Below are 17,031 nucleotides of genomic sequence, written 5' to 3'. Positions count from 1 at the left end.
GGCGCGGTGGCGCGTGACCCGGGTGGTCGCGCCGCCGCCCGCGACGCGCTCCCCGCCTACGCCAGCGCGGCCGCCAGCTTCTCCACCGGATGCGACGGCTCCGGCACCTCGCCCGGCCCCTCCTCCAGCTGCGTCCGGCAGGAGGTCCCCGGCGCGACGAGGGCGTCGCCGCCGCTGGCGTCCACCTGCTCGAAGAGGTTCTCGCCGATCGCCTTGCTCATTGAGTAGTGCTCGGCCTCGTAGCCGAACGAACCGGCCATCCCGCAACAGGAGGAGTCGAGCGGGTCGACGCCGTAGCCGGCGCGCCGGAGCACGCCGACCGCGTGGTGGTCCTTCTTCGTCGCCTTCTGGTGACAGTGGCCGTGGTAGGTGAGCGACTCGGTGGGCGCGTCGAGGGGGAGGGTCTCGTCGAGCCGGTGGGCGTCGACGTACTCCATGATCCCGTAGGCGTGATCCGAGACGGCGGCCACGTCGGCGTCGGGCACGGCGCTGGCGTCGCCGTCGAGCAGGTCGTGGTAGTCGGACTGGAGCATGACGGCGTCGGAGGGCTCGACGACCACGACCTCCCAGCCGTCGCGGACCCGCGGCGCGAGCGTCTCCACGGCGTCTCTCGCCGTCGCGCGCGACACGTCGAGCATCCCCTTCGAGTGGGGCGGCCGCCCGCTCCCGTCGACGTCCGGAATCGAGACGTGGCAGTTCGCGGCCTCGAGCACCCGCACCGCGGCCTTCCCCGCGCCCGGGTTCGTGTAGGTGGTGTACACGTCGGGGAACAGCAGCACGTCGCGGTCGGCCTCCTCGCGCGGGACGGCCGCGCCGCCACGGGCCTCGAACCAGTCGACGAGCGTCTCCGAGCGGAACTCGGGGAGGTCCCGCTCCTTCGCGATCCCCAGCGCCTTCTCGGCGATGAGCCCGCTCCCGGGGATCTTGTTCGGGAGGTTCGACAGCGGCGCGAACCGCGAGGCGAGCGGCGCGAGCGACTCGAAGCGCCCGAGGAGCCGCGTCCGCAGGTCGATCCCGTGCTCCTCGTGGTGGGCGTGCTCGACCTCCGCCTTCAGCTTCGCCATGTCGACGCCGCTCGGGCAGTCCACCTTACACCCCTTACAGCCGACGCAGAGGTCCATCACCTCGGTGACGAACTCGTCGTCGGTCGGGTCGTCCGGCAGTTCGCCGGAGATGGCCCCGCGGAGCATGTTGGCCCGGCCGCGGGTCGACTGGACCTCTTCCTCCGAGGCGCGGTAGGTGGGACACATCACGCCGCCGGTGGTCTCCTGTGGGCCACGGCAGCCGCCGCAGCCGTGACAGAGCTCGACCATCCCCTGCATCCCGTTGTCGACCGCCCACTCCATCGCCGGGTCGAAGCCGGCGTCGTACTCGTAGTCGGCGTCGAACCGCAGGTTCTCGCCCATGTCGACATCGCCGCAGACGTTCCCCGGGTTCAGCAGCCAGTCGGGGTCGAACGCGGTCTTGAGATCGCGGAACGACTCCCAGAGGTCGTCGCCGTACAGCTTCCGGTTCCACTGGGTCCGCGCGCGGCCGTCGCCGTGCTCGCCCGAGACGGAGCCGCCGAGCCGTACCACGGCGTCGGTGACGCGGTCGGCGATGTCGACCATCGCGTCCACGTCGTCGACCTCCTTCGTGTTGATCAGCGGGCGGATGTGTAACACCCCCGGGCCGGCGTGCGCGTAGAAGGTGGCGAACGTGTCGTTGTCCTCCAGTATCTGCTGGAACTCACGGGTGTACTCCGGGAGGTGTTCCGGCGGGATCGCGCAGTCCTCGATGAAGGAGATGTGCTTCTCGTCGGTGGTGCGCGAGAGCAGGATCGGGAGCCCCGCCTTCCGCATCTTCCAGAACCGGTCGCGCTCCGCGGGGTCGTGCGCCTCCATCGCGTGCGCCGCCCGACGGGGGTGGCTCGTCGTCTCGGCGGCCCCGTCGCTCGGCTGGGCCGCCGTCTCGACGCCCTCCTCCGCCGCACCCTCGGCGGCCCCGACCCGGTCCGCGATCAGGTCCGCGACCTTCTGTCTCCCCGCCGCGTCGTCCTCGGCGTAGAACTCGACGAGCAGCACGGAGTCGGTGCCGTCGGGGAGCATCCCGACCACGTCCTCGAACTCCGGCGTCTCGGCCGCGAGGCCCAAGAGCACGTCGTCCATCACCTCGACGGCGGCGGGGTCGTGTTCAAGGCACGCCGCCACGTCCTCCATCGCGTCGAGCAATTCGTCGTAGGTGAGCAGTGCGACCGCCTTCGTCTCCGGAATCTCGACGAGCGAGACGGTCGCCTCGGTGACGGTCGCGAGCGTCCCCTCGCTGCCCGCCATGAGCCGGCCGAGGTTGACGACGCCCGCCTCGCCGTACTCGCCGCGGTGCTCGGCGAGCAGCCGGTCGAGGTTGTAGCCGGAGACGTTGCGCTTCAGCTCCGGGAACCGCTCGTCGATCTGGTCGGCCTCCTCGTCGAGAATTCGCACGATCTCGGCGTGGATCCGCGGGAGGAGGTCGTCCGCGTCCGGGTCGGCCGACGCGCGGAGCTCCTCGACCGCGACCTCGCCGAACGTCGCCACTGTGCCGTCCGCGAGGACGACCTCCAGCTCCTCGACGTAGTGGTCCGTCTTCCCGTACTTCAGCGAGTGCGCGCCGGTGGAGTTGTTTCCGATCGCGCCGCCGACCGCGGACTTGTCGCGCCACGCCGGGTCGGGCGCGAACTTCAGCCCGTGGGGCTCGACCGCGGCGTTGAGGTCGCCGATGTACGCGCCCGCCTGGACGCGGGCGGTCTCCGCGTCGGGGTCGGTCGACAGCACGCCGTCCATCTCGCCGGTGAGGTCGAGGACGACCGCCTCGTTGACGGTCTGGCCGGCGAGGGAGGTGCCGCCGCCGCGCGGGAGGACCGGAATCCCCTCGTTGAAGCAGTACTCGTGGACGGCCGCGACGTCCGCGGTCGACTCGGGGATCACGACGCCGATGGGCGTCACCTCGTACGCGGACGCGTCCGTCGCGTACAGCCGCTTCGAGTAGTCGTCGAACCGCACGTCGCCCGCGACGCGGCGGTCGAGCGCGTCGACGAGGTCCGGTCGCTCGACCGCGCCGCCGGTGTAGTCGAAGTCCCCGCCGTCCGTCGGGTCGGGGCCGGGGGTGTGAGTCGCCATGCGAATCCCTCACGGTCGAGTAATGAAAAAGCTCCTGCCGTCCGCGCGTCGCGGGAATTCGCCCGCTCGGACCGCGCCGCGACCGCGCCGGCGGCGCTCTGCTGGCCGCCGAGAACGGCCGCAACACCCATATGCCGGCCGGCGAAGGAACCGAGTATGTCACTCGCAGACACGTCGACGTTCGCCGGTCGGCTCGCCGACCTCGGCGTCGAGGTCTCCGCGGGACCGCCCGAGGAGTGTGCGGCCTTGGTCGACGCGGCCGCAGGCGAGCCGGCCGTGGGCGTGCCGCTCGGCACTTCGGGGCCGGACGCGCTCGCCGACTCGCCGGCGTCGCTCCCCGATCGCGTCGAGACCGAGCCGACGACCGCCGACCTCCGCACCGCCCACACCGGCGTCACCGGGGCGTCGCTCGGAGTCGCCGCGTACGGGAGCGTCGCCTTAGAGGCGGACGCGGCCGGCACAGAGCCGGTGAGCCTCTTCGTCGACCGCCACGTCGTCGTCCTCCGCGAGGCCGACCTCGTCCCGGACATGGCCGACGCCTTCGACTGGCTCGGGCCGCGGACGCGCGACGAGTCGATTGACGTGGTGTTCGCGACCGGGCCGAGCGCGACCGCGGACATGGGCGGGCTCGTCCACGGCGCCCACGGGCCAAAGAATGTCCACGTCGTGTTGTTGCGCCACGGCGACGCAGCGGACGAACCGCTCGAAGCTCCGGAGGGAGACCGATGAGCAGCGACGCTGATCCCACCTCCGGCGGCGCGGAGGCGGCGAGCGGGCTCGACCGCGAGGCGAAGGCCGACCGGATCCGCGAGCTGCTGGCCACGGAGGGCGACGCGGTCGCGGCGAACACCCGCGGCTTCAACGAGGGGCGCTACGAGTCGACCGGGCGGCTCGACGACTACGAGTCGTTGAAGAACGAAGCCCGCTCGATAAAGGAAGACGCGATCGAGCGGCTCCCCGCCCTCATCGACGAGGTGCGCGAGTCGGTCGAGGCGAACGGTGGCACGGTCTACCTCGCCGACGATTCGGCCGACGCGAACCGGTACATCCGGGAGGTCGCGGCCGAGCGCGGCGCAGAACGTGCGGTCAAGTCGAAGTCGATGACCTCGGAGGAGATCGAGGTGAACGACGCGCTCGCGGCCGACGGCGTCGACGTCGTCGAGACCGACCTCGGGGAGTGGGTGCTCCAGCTGGCCGACGAGGAGCCCTCCCACATCGTCGCGCCGGCGATCCACAAGTCCCGCGAGGGGATCGCCGAGCTGTTCGCCGAGCGGTTCGACCCCGATGGCCCGCCCGAGACCGCCGAGGAGCTCACGATGTTCGCCCGCGAGCGGCTCGGCGCGCTGATCGAGGACGCCGACCTCGGCATGACCGGCGCGAACTTCGTCGCAGCCGACTCGGGAACGATGCTCCTCGTCACCAGCGAGGGGAACGCCCGGAAGACGGTGACGGCGACCGACACCCACGTCGCGGTCGCGGGCGTCGAGAAGCTCGTCCCGAGCGTCGAGGAGTTCTCCCCGTTCGTCGAGCTGATCGGGCGGTCGGGCACGGGCCAGGACGTGACCTCCTACATCTCGACGCTCACCCCGCCGGTCGACTCGCCGGTGCCCGACTTCGACGAGGACGGAGAGCCCTTGGCCGATGTCTCCGGGGACGACCGCGAGTTCCACCTCGTCCTTATCGACAACGGCCGCATGGCGATGCGCGACGACGAGGCGCTGAAAGAGACGCTGTACTGTATCCGGTGTTCGGCCTGCTCGAACGCCTGCGGGAACTTCCAGAGCGTCGGCGGCCACGCGTTCGGCGGCGAGACCTACTCCGGCGGCATCGCTACGGGCTGGGAGGCGGGCATCGAGGGGCTCGACGTCGCGGCCGAGTTCAACGACCTCTGTACCGGCTGCTCTCGCTGCGTGCCGGCATGCCCGGTCGGTATCGACATCCCCTGGATCAACACCGCGGTCCGCGACCGGATCAACCGCGGCGAGGCCGACCCGAGCCAGCTCGACTGGGCCTTCGAGGAGCTCGTGCCCGACGAGGAGCCCGGCGGCCTCGACCTCCCCACGCGGCTGGTCGGCAACTACGCGACGCTCGCGAAGTGGGGCCACCGGACCGCCCCGATCGCCAATCGCCTCGCGAACGCAGGACCGGTCCGCGCCATCGCCGAGCGGGTCGCCGGGATCGATCGTCGGCGCGACCTCCCCGAGTTCGCGAGCGAGTCGCTCGTCGACTGGTTCGAGGCCCGCGGCGGCCCGGCAGTTCCGGCCGTCGAAGCGACCCGAGAGGCCGTTGTCTACCCGGACACCGCGACCAACTACGTCGACGTCGAGCGCGGGAAGGCGACCGTGCGCGCGCTAGAGGCGCTCGGGGTCCACATCCGCGTGCCGGATCTGCCCGGGAGCGGCCGGCCGCCGCTCTCGCAGGGGATGATTGCGACCGCCGAGGCCGCCGCCGAGGACGTGTACGCCGGCCTCGCGCCCCACGTCGACGCCGGGCGCGACGTGGTCGTGATCGAGCCGAGCGACCTCGCGACGTTCCGCCGCGAGTACGAGCGGTTCCTCCCCGAGGCGTCCCAAGAGCGGCTCGCGGACGCGAGCTACGACGCGATGGAGTACGTGTTCGGCTTACTGGAGAGCGGTGCCGACCCCGCGGCGCTGCGCGCGCCCGCCGCGGGGACAGGGCCGGTGGCCTCGGGAAAGCGGATCGCGTACCACCCGCACTGTCAGGCCCGGACGATCGGGGTGGGCGAGTACGCGACCGCGGTGTTCGAGCGACTGGGTTACGACGTGCGCGTCTCCGAGACGGAGTGTTGCGGGATGGCCGGCTCGTTCGGTTACAAGTCCGAGTACTACGAGTTGAGCATGGATGTCGGCGAGCCGCTGCGCGAGCAGTTCGGCGACACCGACCGCGTCGTCGTCGCGCCCGGCACGTCCTGTACCGAACAGCTTGACGCCCTGCTCGACGCCGCCCCGACGCACCCGATCGAAGTGGTCGCGCCGCGATCGTAGCGGGCCGCGCGCCATTCGGGTCCCGTCGGGCATCGGACGCGCGTCATTCGACAACGAACGCTTATTAGGCGCGCTCGTGACCGTATCAGGTATGAACGCAGCCCCCGAAGAGATCACGTCGCTCGTCGGTCGCGAGGTGTACTCGAGCAACGGCGTCTTCGTCGGCGAGATCGAGGACATCCAGCTCGACTTGGACGCCCGCGCCGTGACCGGTCTCGCGCTCGCCGAGCTCAACCACGAGCTGTTCGCCGGCCAGGTGAGCCGGTCGACGGGCGTCATCGTCCCGTACCGCTGGGTCCGCGCCGTCGGCGACGTCGTCCTGATCAACGACGTCATCGAACGCTACGACGCCGGCGAGCCGGAGGAGGACGGGAGCGAGATCGAGGCCCAGCCGGAGTCGCGCTGACCGGCGGATCGGCGACCACGACTCCGCCCGCCCCGCCTCAGAAGGGTAACGCGTCGCGGAGGCTGGCGATCACGCCGCGCTCCTCGCGGCGGGCCTCGTCGAACACGGGGTAGAGCGCGTCGAGAAACGCCGTCTCGTTTTCGAACCGCTGCTTGGGCACGCGGTCGAGCGCGTCCGCCATCGTAAGGGAGCGCCCCTGCGCGTCGTAGGGCACCTCCTGGTCGCCGAGCGCGTCGCGGAGCTCCGCGGCCGTCGCGGGAAACGACACGTCCGCCTCGTCCAGCCGGGCGTCGAGCGCAGCGATGCCGAACTCGATCGCCTCGGGCTCTTTCGTATCGCCGCCGCCGGGTGGCCGTGCTGCCATTGCGCCTCGGTATTCCCTCCGACGGCTTGAAACCCCTGTTCTCCGCTCACTCCGGGACGGACTCGCTCGGCGGAGCGGCGTCGACGACGGCGAGTTCGACCCCATCGCCGGCCCGGTCGAAGGCGGCAACCGCGTCGTCGTCGTACGGCGGGACAGCGACGATCACCACGGCCGCGAGGTCGTCGGTCCGCGACACCCCGAGGAAGCCGTCCGGGTGCGAGAGGAACCGCGCGCTGCCCTCACCGGCCGGCGCCCCAAGGTCGACCCCGAACACGGAGCTGACCGAGCTCCCCACCGACGGGAGCGTAAAGTGCGTCACGACTGGCGTCTCGGGGTCGAGCCCGAGGTCGGCCTCGAACTCTCCCGCCGGCGTCGCCGAGAGCCGGATGTTCACCTCGTCGGGGTCCTCGCTCGCGGCGCGCTCGCGGAGTACGGTCAGCAGGTCACGGGTGACGTAGATCACGGCTCGGGCCACGTTACGAGACGGACTGGCAAAAGGTCACGCACGAGCCGCCTCACACGGCCGGCGTCTCGGCCGCGCTCAGAACGGCAGCGCGGACGCAAGCGTCTTCGCGTACAGGCCGGGAGCCTTCCGCCGCGAGTTCGAGAGGGCGTCCTCTAGGGCGACGGCCGCGCGCTCGTGGACGCCGACGCCGTGGCCGACGAGGACGCGCTCGGGGTCGAGTCCGGAGAGGACGCTCGTCGGCGGCGTGATCCGCAGCATTGGGTGGACGCCGAGCCGCTCGCGGTCGCCCCGGAAGTACGACCCGCTGCCGAGCGATTCGGGGACGATCAGCGTCTCCCCGTCGAAGAAGCCGACCTCCTGCCATGGCGGCAGCGAGGAGTCGCGGATTCGGAGCGCCTCGAAACCGGTGTCGGCGAGGTGTGACTCGAACCGCTCGATTTCGACGTCCGGGCCGAGATCTTCGGTGACCCCCGTCATCCACTCGGCGACATACACCGGCACGTCGTGGCGCGCGGCGACCTCCCCGCTGTCGCGCACGTGGCGGTCGAGTCCGATCACGACGCCGGCGACGGAGCCCAGCTCCTCAAGGAGGTCGTCGACGCCTGGTGCGTCGACCGGGTCGATAACCCACACGTTGTCTTCGTCCGCCTCCTCGTTTGCGACCGCGAAGGCGTGGCTCGCGCGTTCCATCGTCTCGTCGGGGTAGGCGATCCAGCCGACGCCGCCGTCATACCGATCGATCTCGTGGAGGTCCGGCTCGCCGCCTTTCATACTCATACGAGTAGTTCGGTCCGGACCCTTGTTAAGTCGTCTCTGTTAACACGGCGATCCACTGTCGGGACGCGGGCCGGCGAGGTCGCCCTACTCTGCGGGCCACTTGATCGAATACCCCCGAGACGGCCGGTCGGGGATCTTGACGTCGTCACCCGCGAGGACGGCGTCGACCGCGTCGCGAATATAGAACTCCGTCGGCTCGTCGTCGGGGTTGAGCGCGTCGTCGAGTCGCCCGTGGTAGCGCAGCCGCCACGCGCCATCCTCGCGGCCGAAGAGGAACGGGTCGGGGGTACAGACTGCGTCGTAGGCGGCCGCGACCGCACCCGTCTCGTCGCGGAGATAGGCGTCGTACGCGACGGTGCCGTCCGCGACCGCCTCGCGCATCGCGTCGAGGGAGTCAGCGGGGTATTCCGCGGCGTCGTTGGGGTTGATCCCGACGACGGCGAGGTCGTCGTACTCGACCGCGAGGTCGTTCAATAAGTCGATCTTCGCCTTCGCGTACGGGCAGTGGTTACACGTGAACACGACGAGTAACGCGTCCGTCTCGAAGTTGTCGAGCGCGTGCGTCTCGCCGTCCGCGCCGAGCAGTTCGAAGTCTGGCGCGGCTTCGCCGCGATCGAGTTCCGAGTCGGATTCCATCTGGACCATGCGTGGATGTACGTTCGGGAGGAGAAAATGCGTTGCGAGCCGCACGGACCGACCCGGTCGGTTAGGCCGTTGCGGGTTTTTCGCGGGTGTCGCTCCCGGTGAGTTCGATCTTGAGGCGGATGCGCTCGTATGGGAGGTACGGCTGCTTCGCACGGCCATCATCCTTGACGAGGAACACCATACCGTACTTCGCTAAGAGGGTGACGTCGTCGTGAACGGTCTTGTAGCCCCGGTCGAGCGACTCTGCGAGCGTGCTGATGCTCTCTACGGCGCCGTCGGTATCCATCAGCGCCTGAAGGAGACCGATCCGCCGGTCGGTGAGAATCTTCCGCAGCTCGCCGACCGTCGCGAACGATACTATCGCAGGCCGGAGCTCTCCGTCGGTGACCGCGTCGACCGCGTCCCGCGTGTCCTCGAACGCCTCGTCGAACGACTCGACCGTGACGCGGAGCACGTCGGGATGCGGCCGCTCGCGAAGGTCGCTGTACTTGTCAGGCCAGTCGTCGCGGTCAGGGTCACTCATGTGTGTTCTCCGTGTCCGCCATCGTCGCGATTTCGTTCAGAAACCGATTCACGTGTGCTGCGAGCCCGTGGAACCCGATCTGTGTGTCTTCACCGAATCGAACGTGTCGGTGATGCCAGCTGAGATCATCGTCATCATGCGCGTCGTCGTACCGGAGCAGCTCGCCCGTCTCCAGGTGGTAGTGCTGGAACCAGTAGAACCACCCGTCGGGATACTCTTGATTCTGGACCGCGAATATCTCCACGCGTCCACCTGGGACAGCGCGGTTCAACTCGATCGGCTGAGGAGCCGGCATTTCCCTGTACTATGAGTTATGACCACATAGAACATAACCCCATGGGAAAATCTACAGGCGGAGCGGGCCGAGTGCCTCGGGGCTTGACCTCGAGGCAGTTCACTCGAACAATAGGAACTCAACAGCACCGAACCGCCTGAGTTCAGTCGCGAAACACGCTCGGTGACCGATCGCGCCAGTAAAGAATAAAGACAACTACGCCGGTAGCTGTGGTATGTCGAGGCAGATGAACGCCGTCACCTCGGGTGCTGAGTCCGGAATCCACGACGAGCCGCACATTCGAGACCGGCGGATCGCTGTGCGCCATATCCACGCGCTGGTGGAGGAGCGCGGCCGCGACGCGCAGACGGTCGCGGACCGCTTCGACCTCACCGCTTCGGACGTATACCACGCGCTGGCGTACTATCACGACCACCCCAAAGAAATGCGGGCGGTCGAAGAGCGCCGTCGAGAGCTCTACGAGGCCGCAGAAGACGACCCGCATATCGTCACCAGTCCTGCGGATCTGCCGGGCCGGTAGCGCATCATTATATTCATCGTGTGATCGTGATTGAGTCCGCCTGTTAGTACTCAATGGCCGCAGAGTAGCGGTTCAACACGACCACGAGTCCGGCGCCGGCGAGCGCTGCCAGCGCGAACCGCGGCGCTGCCGCCCGCCACGACTCGCCGCTTTCGGCCAGCCGGACGGACACCTCCACGAGCGGCGCGCGCAGCGCCCCGACAATCAGGCTCACGAGGAAGGCGAGCGTGGCGGCCCGCGCTCGCGCCAGCGCGTAACGGACGGTGTGGGCGATCGTGAAGAGGCCGACGACCCCACCGAGGAGGAACGTCGCCACCGGCGGTAGCGTCTCGACGAGCGCGTCTGTACCGTTGCCGAGCGCGATCGCGGCGGTGGCGTCGACGAACCGAGAGACGACGCCAGACATGTACTCGTACTGTCCGAGCACGACGAGCAACAGCGAGCCGGAGATTCCCGGCAACACCATCGCACTGACCGCGACGGCGCCTGCCACGAAGATGACCGGCAGCGAGCTGCCGAGCGCCGTCGCGGCGACGCCTGATGCGAGAAAGGCGAGCGCGAACCCGCCGACTGCGGCCACCTTCCGGCGCGGCGTCGAGAGGTCGACGTCGCCGAGCAACACCGCGGCACTGGCCGCGATCAGCCCGAAAAAGAAGCCGTACGTCGCGACCGGCCGGGATCCGAGCAGGTAGTTCACGCCGCTCAACACCGTGACCACGGCGGTCCCGATCCCGGCGCCCAACACGAGGAGAAACGCACCGTCGACCTCGCGGAACGCGGCGCGTGCGTCGTCTCGACTTCTGGACAACACGCCTGCGAGCACGCGCCGGATCCGATCGGGGTCGACCGTGGTGACCGCGCCGATCAGGCGCTCGTAGATCCCGACGATCAGCGCGATGGTGCCGCCGGAGACGCCCGGCACGGCGTCGGCGCTGCCCATCGCAATACCCTTCAGGTATATCATTGCCCACTCGCGGAGTCCGGCCATCTGCTCCGAAGAAACAGTGCCGCCGTTATGAAGGTCCGGTCTCAGGTGGACCGGGCGTCAGGCAGCCGCGTCGACCGCGGTCGCAGTTCCGGTCAGTTCGCTCGTCGTCGCGGTCGGCTCGACGCCGACCAGCGAGCCGGCGTCCGTCGAGTTCGTCGTGTCGCCGCCGTCGTCGCCGACCGGACACTCGGGGTCACCACTGGGACAGTCGATAACCTCCTCTTCGAGCTCGACCGTCGCCGCCGCGTCGTCCGCGCCGACGACTTGGCCCTCGGTCACCTCGACCTGCCCGACGCGCTGGGTCGTGTACAGATCGTCACCGGTCGTCTGTGCGGTGGTGACGTTGTACGGCCCGGTGGCGCGGACGCTCGTGTTCGTGTACCCGTTTGCGGGCCCGAACTCGTCGTAGCCCGTCGTCGAGTACGGGAGCGTAAGCTCGAAGGTCCCGTCGTCGTCCGCGGTGGCGTACTGCGTGTACTCGAACGTCTGCCCGTTCGGCTTCCGGAGCTCGACGGTCGCCTCGACCTCTTGGCCGGGCGCAGCGCCCGAGCCCTCGACGGTCGCGCCGGGAACGCGTTCGAACGTCTTGACGAAGTCGTCGCCGAACGCGCCGAACAGCGACTCGCCGAACGTCGCCTGGAGGTCGACGCCGAACCGCTGGGCGAGGATCTGCGCCTGCTGGGCGTACGGCGACCGACCGGGGGCCTGCGTGGCGTGGACCAGCCGGTAGTGTTCGAGCGCGTCGACGCGCTCGGAGGGGACGCCCATGACGCCGCCGACCTGCGCGGAGCCGTCTTCCTCGACGTACGACCGCGCCGCGGAGAGGTTGTCGAACTGCCGGACTGCCTGTCCCTCGCTCGGTAGGACCTTGATCTCGATCTGTTCGCCGCTCTGGGTCTGTGCGGTCTGGCGTTCGTAGTCGAGCACGACCGGGTCCGGCTCGACCGCGCTGCCGTAGTGTTGGTAAAGCCGGATCATCTGACTCTCGTGGTAGCGCTGGGTGCGAACTTGGAGCGCAGGACGGAGTCCGCCCTGCTGGCCCTGTGCTCCCTCGACGCGCTGATAGAGCAGTTCGTTGAAATCGCGTACCGTCTCGTTGCCCGAGTAGAATGTCACCGGCGCGTTGAACTTGGAGTTCGGCGACGCCATCTGCCAGTCGACCATCACGTAGCGGGTATTCGCGCCTTCGGTGCTCTGGCTCGAGAGCACCTCGGCCGCCTCCTCCTCGCTGGGCGCGAGCAGGTAATCAGCGGCTTCCCCGGCGTTCTGCTGGAACGGGTTGGCGTTCGGGATGCGCTCGGCGCGGGTGGTGATCCAGTGGCCGTAGTCCCACCACGATTGGACGCCGTACGCGCCCTCGGGGTACTCGAAGTCGCCGTCCGCGGGGCGCTCGTAGGTGCCGTACAGCTCCATCGGGTTGTTCGCGCCCTCGAGTTCGCCCGGCTGGGGCGTCTCGTCGTTCATCCACTGGAGGCTCTCGTCCCACTGGACGACGTTGCCCGGCTGACTGGAGTTGCCCGCCTGCCAGACCGGCGTGGCGACGCCGACGAGAGGGACGATGAGGACGGCGAGGACGGCCGCGAGGGTGAGCACCTGCCACCCCTCGATGTCGCGGACCGCGTCGAGCGTACTGAGGTCGAGTGCGTCGAGCGCGACTTGGAGGAAGTACGCCGTGCCAACCGCGACGGCGACCGCGAGGTAGTAGTTGAAGCGGGTCTGCGTGAACGCAGCGCTGCCGATGAACGCTGCCCACACGACGAAGTACAGCTCCTCGGCGTCGTACTCGACGAGCAGCGTCGCGCCGACGAGGAAGGCGGCGGCGATGAGCAGGCCGATCACCTGCCAGTCGACGCCGACGACGCCGCCGATCGCGTCGTACGCCTGGGGGACGGCGTAGACGGAACCGATCACTGCGAGCGCAGCCGGGATGTACAGCGTGTGGTTGGTATCGTCGGAGCGGTAGAGAGGGCGCGCGACGATGTAGAGGATCGCCGCGAGGGCGAGGAAGAAGGCGAGTCCGTACTGCGAGAGGACGAAGTCGATGAACTGCGCGTTCTGGAGCGGTGGTTGGGCTTCGCCGATGGTGCGGAACTGCGCGGTGGCGCTGAATCCGACGAAGTTCAACAGGTTCTGAGTCAGTGTCGACCACAGCGATGGAATCACTGCCGAGACGACGCCGGCGCCGGCGAGGCCCACACCACCGACAGCCGGCGGGTAAACGTCGGTAGAGAGGTCGCGCGACTCCCACTGCCGAGCGAGCCAAGCGAGGAAGATGGCGCCGACCGCGACGCCAAGCGGGAGGACCACTTGGAGGACCGAGTACTGGGTGGGCGTGAACGAGAACGTATCGAGCGGTATCAGCTGCATCACCCCGGCAACGGACATGGCTACGGCGCCGACGAAGGCGATCGGCTCCGGACTTTTTTCGTGATAGACATCGCTCGTGATCTTTACCGCGAGGAAAACCCCGGTAATGCCGACGAGAAGGACGCCGGGCTGCCAAGTCCACATGTAGAGGCCGATTGCGACGCCCGCGGCGACGGCGAAGCCGAGCGGGTCTTTCAGAGCCTTGAAATCGCCGTCGACAACGAGCTCCCACACCGGTTTCTCTCGCTCGGCGACACCGATGGCGACGAGGAACGCGAGTACGGCGGTGCTCTGAAAGAGGACCTCGGCCGCGCTGTGATCCGGGAACCCGACGAGTGAGTATCGGAGGAAAGTGCCCGAGAACAGGGCCAGCGTCACGGCCCCGACGAGGGCCGGAATGCGCTCGGTGAACCGGTGCGCGATAAAGTATGTCGGCACCGCGACGAGTGCCCCAACGATGGGGGACATGACGAGCATGACTTCCTCCGGACTCCCCATGGTGGGTCCAGCGATCCAAATGCCGACCGCCATGATGTGGTCCCAGAGGGTTCCGAACTGACCAGCATTGAATCCGAATGGGAAGCCAGTCCAGGGGTCGAACGACATCGTGGTCGGCCAGTTCTCCAAGAGGAAGGTCGTTTCACGAAGATGGTACCACGCGTCGTTGCCGCGGAAGTATACTTCGCCGCCACGAACGAAGTTGTCGTACGATCGGATCCGCGTCCACAGCATGACGGCGAACACGCCGATGAGTGCTGGGACGTGGAACCAGCGTTCAAGAAGATTGAGCGGGGAAGAACTCGTACTCTCGGACGAATCCTGTTGCTGGCTCATTACAGGAAAGAACTGTCAAAACGTTCTTAAGGCTTGTTATATACTTGAGTCGTCGTGGCGTAGGATTTACTCCTTCGACTGCTCTCCGTGTGGGTTTTTATGCCCTAGGCGTCAAGCGCCGTTCATGAGTCCGCTCGTGACCATTGCCGGGACGCTGCTCACGGTTACAGCGGCGCCGTACCTCGCGTTTCTGGGAGTGTACGCGCTGGTGCGTCCGTCTGGCTCGCCGGCCGAGAAGTCCGAGAATGAACCGACGGTGAGCGTCGTGCTCCCGACGTACAACGAGTCACGAATTGTCGAAACGAAACTTGACGACCTGCTGGCGCTAGATTACCCGATGGAGAAGGTTGAACTCGTCGTCGTCGACTCGTCTACCGATGACACGCGCGACATTATTCGCGAGTACTTCTCGGAACTCGAAGCACCGGATCTCACCTTGATCGAGGAGGACGAGCGTCGCGGCCTCGCGCCCGCGCTCAACGAGGCCTACGAGGCCGCCGAACGTGAGATGGTCGTGAAGACAGACTGCGATTCAAAGCTCCCGGCAGACGTTCTCCGGGAGGCAGCCGCGAACCTCGCTGATCCGGAGGTGGATGCTGTCACGGGACGCAACGTTGAGGTTCTCGGTGGCAGCGGGGTAGAGTCGAGCTACCGCGGCGTCCAGTCGCATATTCAGCAGCTGGAGTCGCACCTCGACTCGACGCTGATCTTCCACGGGCCGTTTTCGGCGTTCGAAAACGACGCATTGCTCCCAATCGACCCGAACTCGCTTGCCGACGACACAGAACTCGCACTTAAGATCCGACGACAGGGCGGACGAGTGGTCTTCGATCCCGCAGTAAAGTACAAGGAAGCTAGCCACTCGGAATTTGTCAAGCGGCGTAAACAGAAGGACCGACGCGCGATGGGGCTGATCCGGCTGCTGGTCCAGCACCGCGACGCGATCGGGAAGTATGGGAAGTACGGAAAAATGGTGTTGCCATTCAACTGGTGGTTCATGATCGCATCACCCTGGATGCTGGCGATAACACTGGTGCTTGGGACGGTCGGCATGCTCGCACAATTCGGAGCCCTCGGGCTGGCCTTGCCGCTGGGTGTAGGGCTGTTTGCGTATCTTGGACAACGAGACCTGCTTGGTCCCGCCCAGGCGTTGTACTCACTGTTCGACACGCAGGTGTCGCTTCTCCGTGGTGGAATCGGTCTACTCCGCGGGAAAGGAGACGGGACATGGGAAGTGGACGCGGAACTCAGGGAGATTTACGAATGAACAGCAAAGAATCGGAAGATGACGAAGGGGTAGACGAGACTGCTGATGCGGACCCGGGCTTAGGTAGCAGTGAGATATTTGATAGCATCGCCGTTGCGCACGGCAATTATCTTGAACGAGGTGGTGCCGAACGTGTTTCGAATGAGCTCGCGCGGCTCTTCGACGCGCCTTTGTACTATGGCTTCGGAGATGACGATTACCTGCCCGAAGATGTGGAGACGACGAGCCTGTTCAACGACTCGCCCGTTTCCTTCCTGAAACGGAACGTGCTCACTCGGGACCTTTACTACGCGTGGGCTGCGCAGCGACTTCCCGAACTAACCGAGTACGATACGCTCATTCTCTCGAAGAACGAGCTGTCGTGGTACGTCCCTGAAGATGAACAAACGCTCGTACACTACATCCATAGCACGCCGCGCACGCCATACGATTTGTTCCAGCAGCGCGCTGAGAGTCCGATTACCCGTCTCTATGCCTTCCTCGCTAGGACGCTGTTCCTACCCAACACGAACTACCCGGACCGCTTCGTCGCCAACAGTGAACTCGTCGCACGACGGGTCCAGCGCTACTGGGGTGTCCCAAGTGAGAAGGTGAGCGTCGTATACCCACCGGTCTCGGTTGAGGAGTACGAACCCCGTAAGCGAGCGGACTACTACCTGACGTACTCGCGGCTAATCCCCGAGAAACGTATCGACGCCATTGTTGACGCCTTCAACGAGTTGGACGCCGAACTCGTTGTCGGCGGGGCGGGCGGAGAGCGCGACGAGCTACAAGCCCGCTCTCCCGAGAACGTTACATTTGTTGGCTACATGGATGAGCAAGAAAAAAAACGTCGCCTTGGTGAGACGAAAGCCCTGCTGTTCAACGCAATGAACGAGGACTTCGGAATGATACCTGTTGAGGCCTTTGCCAGCGGTACACCTGTCCTCGGGGTCGCGGAGGGGTACACGAAGTACCAAGTGCGGGATGGTAAGAACGGCTACACTCATAACCCAACTCCAGAGAGCATTCGCGAATCGATAATGCGCTTCGAACGTGAAGATGTCGCATGGTCCTCTGCGCAGATTGAGACGTATGCCCAGCGCTACAGTGCCACTGCGTTCCGAGAGGGGATGCGCGAAGCCGTTTTGCGCGCCAGAGAGGACTCTCAGGTGAGGGTGTTGGATGTAGAACGCGAAAGAATGTATCACAGTAGAACTCAAGAGTCCGATGGACACAAGTAGGTTGACTCATGAGTCGCTAATAATGAGTCCTATTGATTTCGTGACTTACAATGACATTTGGTGACTGGGTACGTGAAAGCCGCAATCGGCTTCGCCACGACGGGCTCCGGACGGGGAGCGCTGCCTCGGCACAGGAGTTTTGGGCGGGCGCTCTCGGTAAGGTCGGACAGGTATGGAACTATGGCACACCAATCTGGGAGCGCGAATGGGACGTGTT

The 17,031-nt window shown here is 66.9% G+C and carries 15 protein-coding genes; 6 read left to right on the top strand and 9 right to left on the bottom strand.

Annotated elements, in window-relative coordinates; genetic code table 11:
- Positions 1 to 56: 56 nt before the first annotated feature.
- Positions 57 to 3,134: an FAD-binding and (Fe-S)-binding domain-containing protein gene (locus ABNG04_RS10690; protein WP_371162408.1), complete on the bottom strand. Its 3,078-nt coding sequence runs from the start codon at positions 3,132 to 3,134 to the stop codon at positions 57 to 59.
- Between the two features lie 156 nt (positions 3,135 to 3,290).
- Here ABNG04_RS10690 and ABNG04_RS10685 point away from each other — a divergent pair, with 156 nt between their 5' ends.
- From ABNG04_RS10685 to ABNG04_RS10675, 3 genes are all read left to right on the top strand, one after another.
- Positions 3,291 to 3,863 carry an LUD domain-containing protein gene (locus ABNG04_RS10685; RefSeq protein WP_371162407.1) on the top strand — a complete coding sequence of 191 codons (573 nt, stop codon included), beginning with the start codon at positions 3,291 to 3,293 and terminating at the stop codon, positions 3,861 to 3,863.
- The gene (locus tag ABNG04_RS10680) at positions 3,860 to 6,139 is read left to right on the top strand and encodes an LUD domain-containing protein (RefSeq protein WP_371162406.1); all 2,280 of its coding nucleotides are present in this window, start codon (positions 3,860 to 3,862) and stop codon (positions 6,137 to 6,139) included. Before ABNG04_RS10685 ends, ABNG04_RS10680 begins: the two co-directional genes overlap by 4 nt.
- Before the next feature lie 91 nt (positions 6,140 to 6,230).
- Entirely contained in the window at positions 6,231 to 6,545 is a 315-nt protein-coding gene (locus ABNG04_RS10675) for a PRC-barrel domain-containing protein (protein ID WP_371162405.1), read from the top strand.
- A 37-nt stretch (positions 6,546 to 6,582) separates the two neighbouring features.
- Here ABNG04_RS10675 and ABNG04_RS10670 read toward each other — a convergent pair whose 3' ends face one another.
- The 6 genes from ABNG04_RS10670 to ABNG04_RS10645 all read right to left on the bottom strand — a co-directional run bounded on the left by ABNG04_RS10670 (position 6,583) and on the right by ABNG04_RS10645 (position 9,564).
- Entirely contained in the window at positions 6,583 to 6,909 is a 327-nt protein-coding gene (locus ABNG04_RS10670) for a DUF5789 family protein (RefSeq protein ID WP_371162404.1), read from the bottom strand.
- A gap of 46 nt (positions 6,910 to 6,955) precedes the next feature.
- On the bottom strand, positions 6,956 to 7,372 hold the full coding sequence (locus ABNG04_RS10665; protein ID WP_371162403.1) for a JAB/MPN domain protein-containing protein: 417 nt from the start codon (positions 7,370 to 7,372) through the stop codon (positions 6,956 to 6,958).
- A gap of 78 nt (positions 7,373 to 7,450) precedes the next feature.
- On the bottom strand, positions 7,451 to 8,146 hold the full coding sequence (locus tag ABNG04_RS10660) for a hypothetical protein (protein WP_371162679.1): 696 nt from the start codon (positions 8,144 to 8,146) through the stop codon (positions 7,451 to 7,453).
- A gap of 90 nt (positions 8,147 to 8,236) precedes the next feature.
- Positions 8,237 to 8,797, bottom strand: a complete 561-nt coding sequence (locus tag ABNG04_RS10655; protein WP_371162402.1) for a thioredoxin family protein — start codon at positions 8,795 to 8,797, stop codon at positions 8,237 to 8,239.
- Positions 8,798 to 8,858: 61 nt separating this feature from the next.
- A complete protein-coding gene (locus tag ABNG04_RS10650; protein ID WP_371162401.1) occupies positions 8,859 to 9,320 on the bottom strand; it encodes an HVO_A0114 family putative DNA-binding protein in 462 nt (153 codons plus the stop codon).
- Positions 9,313 to 9,564 (bottom strand): toxin-antitoxin system TumE family protein, encoded by a 252-nt coding sequence (locus tag ABNG04_RS10645; RefSeq protein ID WP_371162400.1) that lies wholly within the window; start codon positions 9,562 to 9,564, stop codon positions 9,313 to 9,315. Before ABNG04_RS10645 ends, ABNG04_RS10650 begins: the two co-directional genes overlap by 8 nt.
- 265 nt (positions 9,565 to 9,829) lie before the next feature.
- Here ABNG04_RS10645 and ABNG04_RS10640 point away from each other — a divergent pair, with 265 nt between their 5' ends.
- Positions 9,830 to 10,135, top strand: a complete 306-nt coding sequence (locus tag ABNG04_RS10640; protein WP_371162399.1) for a DUF433 domain-containing protein — start codon at positions 9,830 to 9,832, stop codon at positions 10,133 to 10,135.
- Positions 10,136 to 10,178: 43 nt separating this feature from the next.
- Here the strand turns inward: ABNG04_RS10640 and ABNG04_RS10635 are convergent, their stop codons facing one another.
- Both ABNG04_RS10635 and ABNG04_RS10630 read right to left on the bottom strand, forming a co-directional pair.
- Positions 10,179 to 11,123 carry a DUF368 domain-containing protein gene (locus tag ABNG04_RS10635; protein ID WP_371162398.1) on the bottom strand — a complete coding sequence of 315 codons (945 nt, stop codon included), beginning with the start codon at positions 11,121 to 11,123 and terminating at the stop codon, positions 10,179 to 10,181.
- 57 nt (positions 11,124 to 11,180) lie between these two features.
- On the bottom strand, positions 11,181 to 14,324 hold the full coding sequence (locus ABNG04_RS10630; RefSeq protein ID WP_371162397.1) for an oligosaccharyl transferase, archaeosortase A system-associated: 3,144 nt from the start codon (positions 14,322 to 14,324) through the stop codon (positions 11,181 to 11,183).
- Between the two features lie 124 nt (positions 14,325 to 14,448).
- On the opposite strand from ABNG04_RS10630, the gene ABNG04_RS10625 reads away from it, so the two are divergent.
- Positions 14,449 to 15,591 (top strand): glycosyltransferase, encoded by a 1,143-nt coding sequence (locus tag ABNG04_RS10625; RefSeq protein ID WP_371162396.1) that lies wholly within the window; start codon positions 14,449 to 14,451, stop codon positions 15,589 to 15,591.
- Positions 15,588 to 16,814: a glycosyltransferase gene (locus tag ABNG04_RS10620; RefSeq protein ID WP_371162395.1), complete on the top strand. Its 1,227-nt coding sequence runs from the start codon at positions 15,588 to 15,590 to the stop codon at positions 16,812 to 16,814. The genes ABNG04_RS10625 and ABNG04_RS10620 overlap by 4 nt, the downstream gene beginning before the upstream one ends.
- Positions 16,815 to 17,031 lie beyond the last annotated feature (217 nt).

This window comes from Halorubrum miltondacostae (assembly GCF_041379815.1).
In the GTDB taxonomy this organism is placed as follows: domain Archaea; phylum Halobacteriota; class Halobacteria; order Halobacteriales; family Haloferacaceae; genus Halorubrum; species Halorubrum miltondacostae.
The sequence above is the reverse complement of the archived record's forward strand: the minus strand, read 5'-3'. Positions and strand labels throughout refer to the sequence as shown.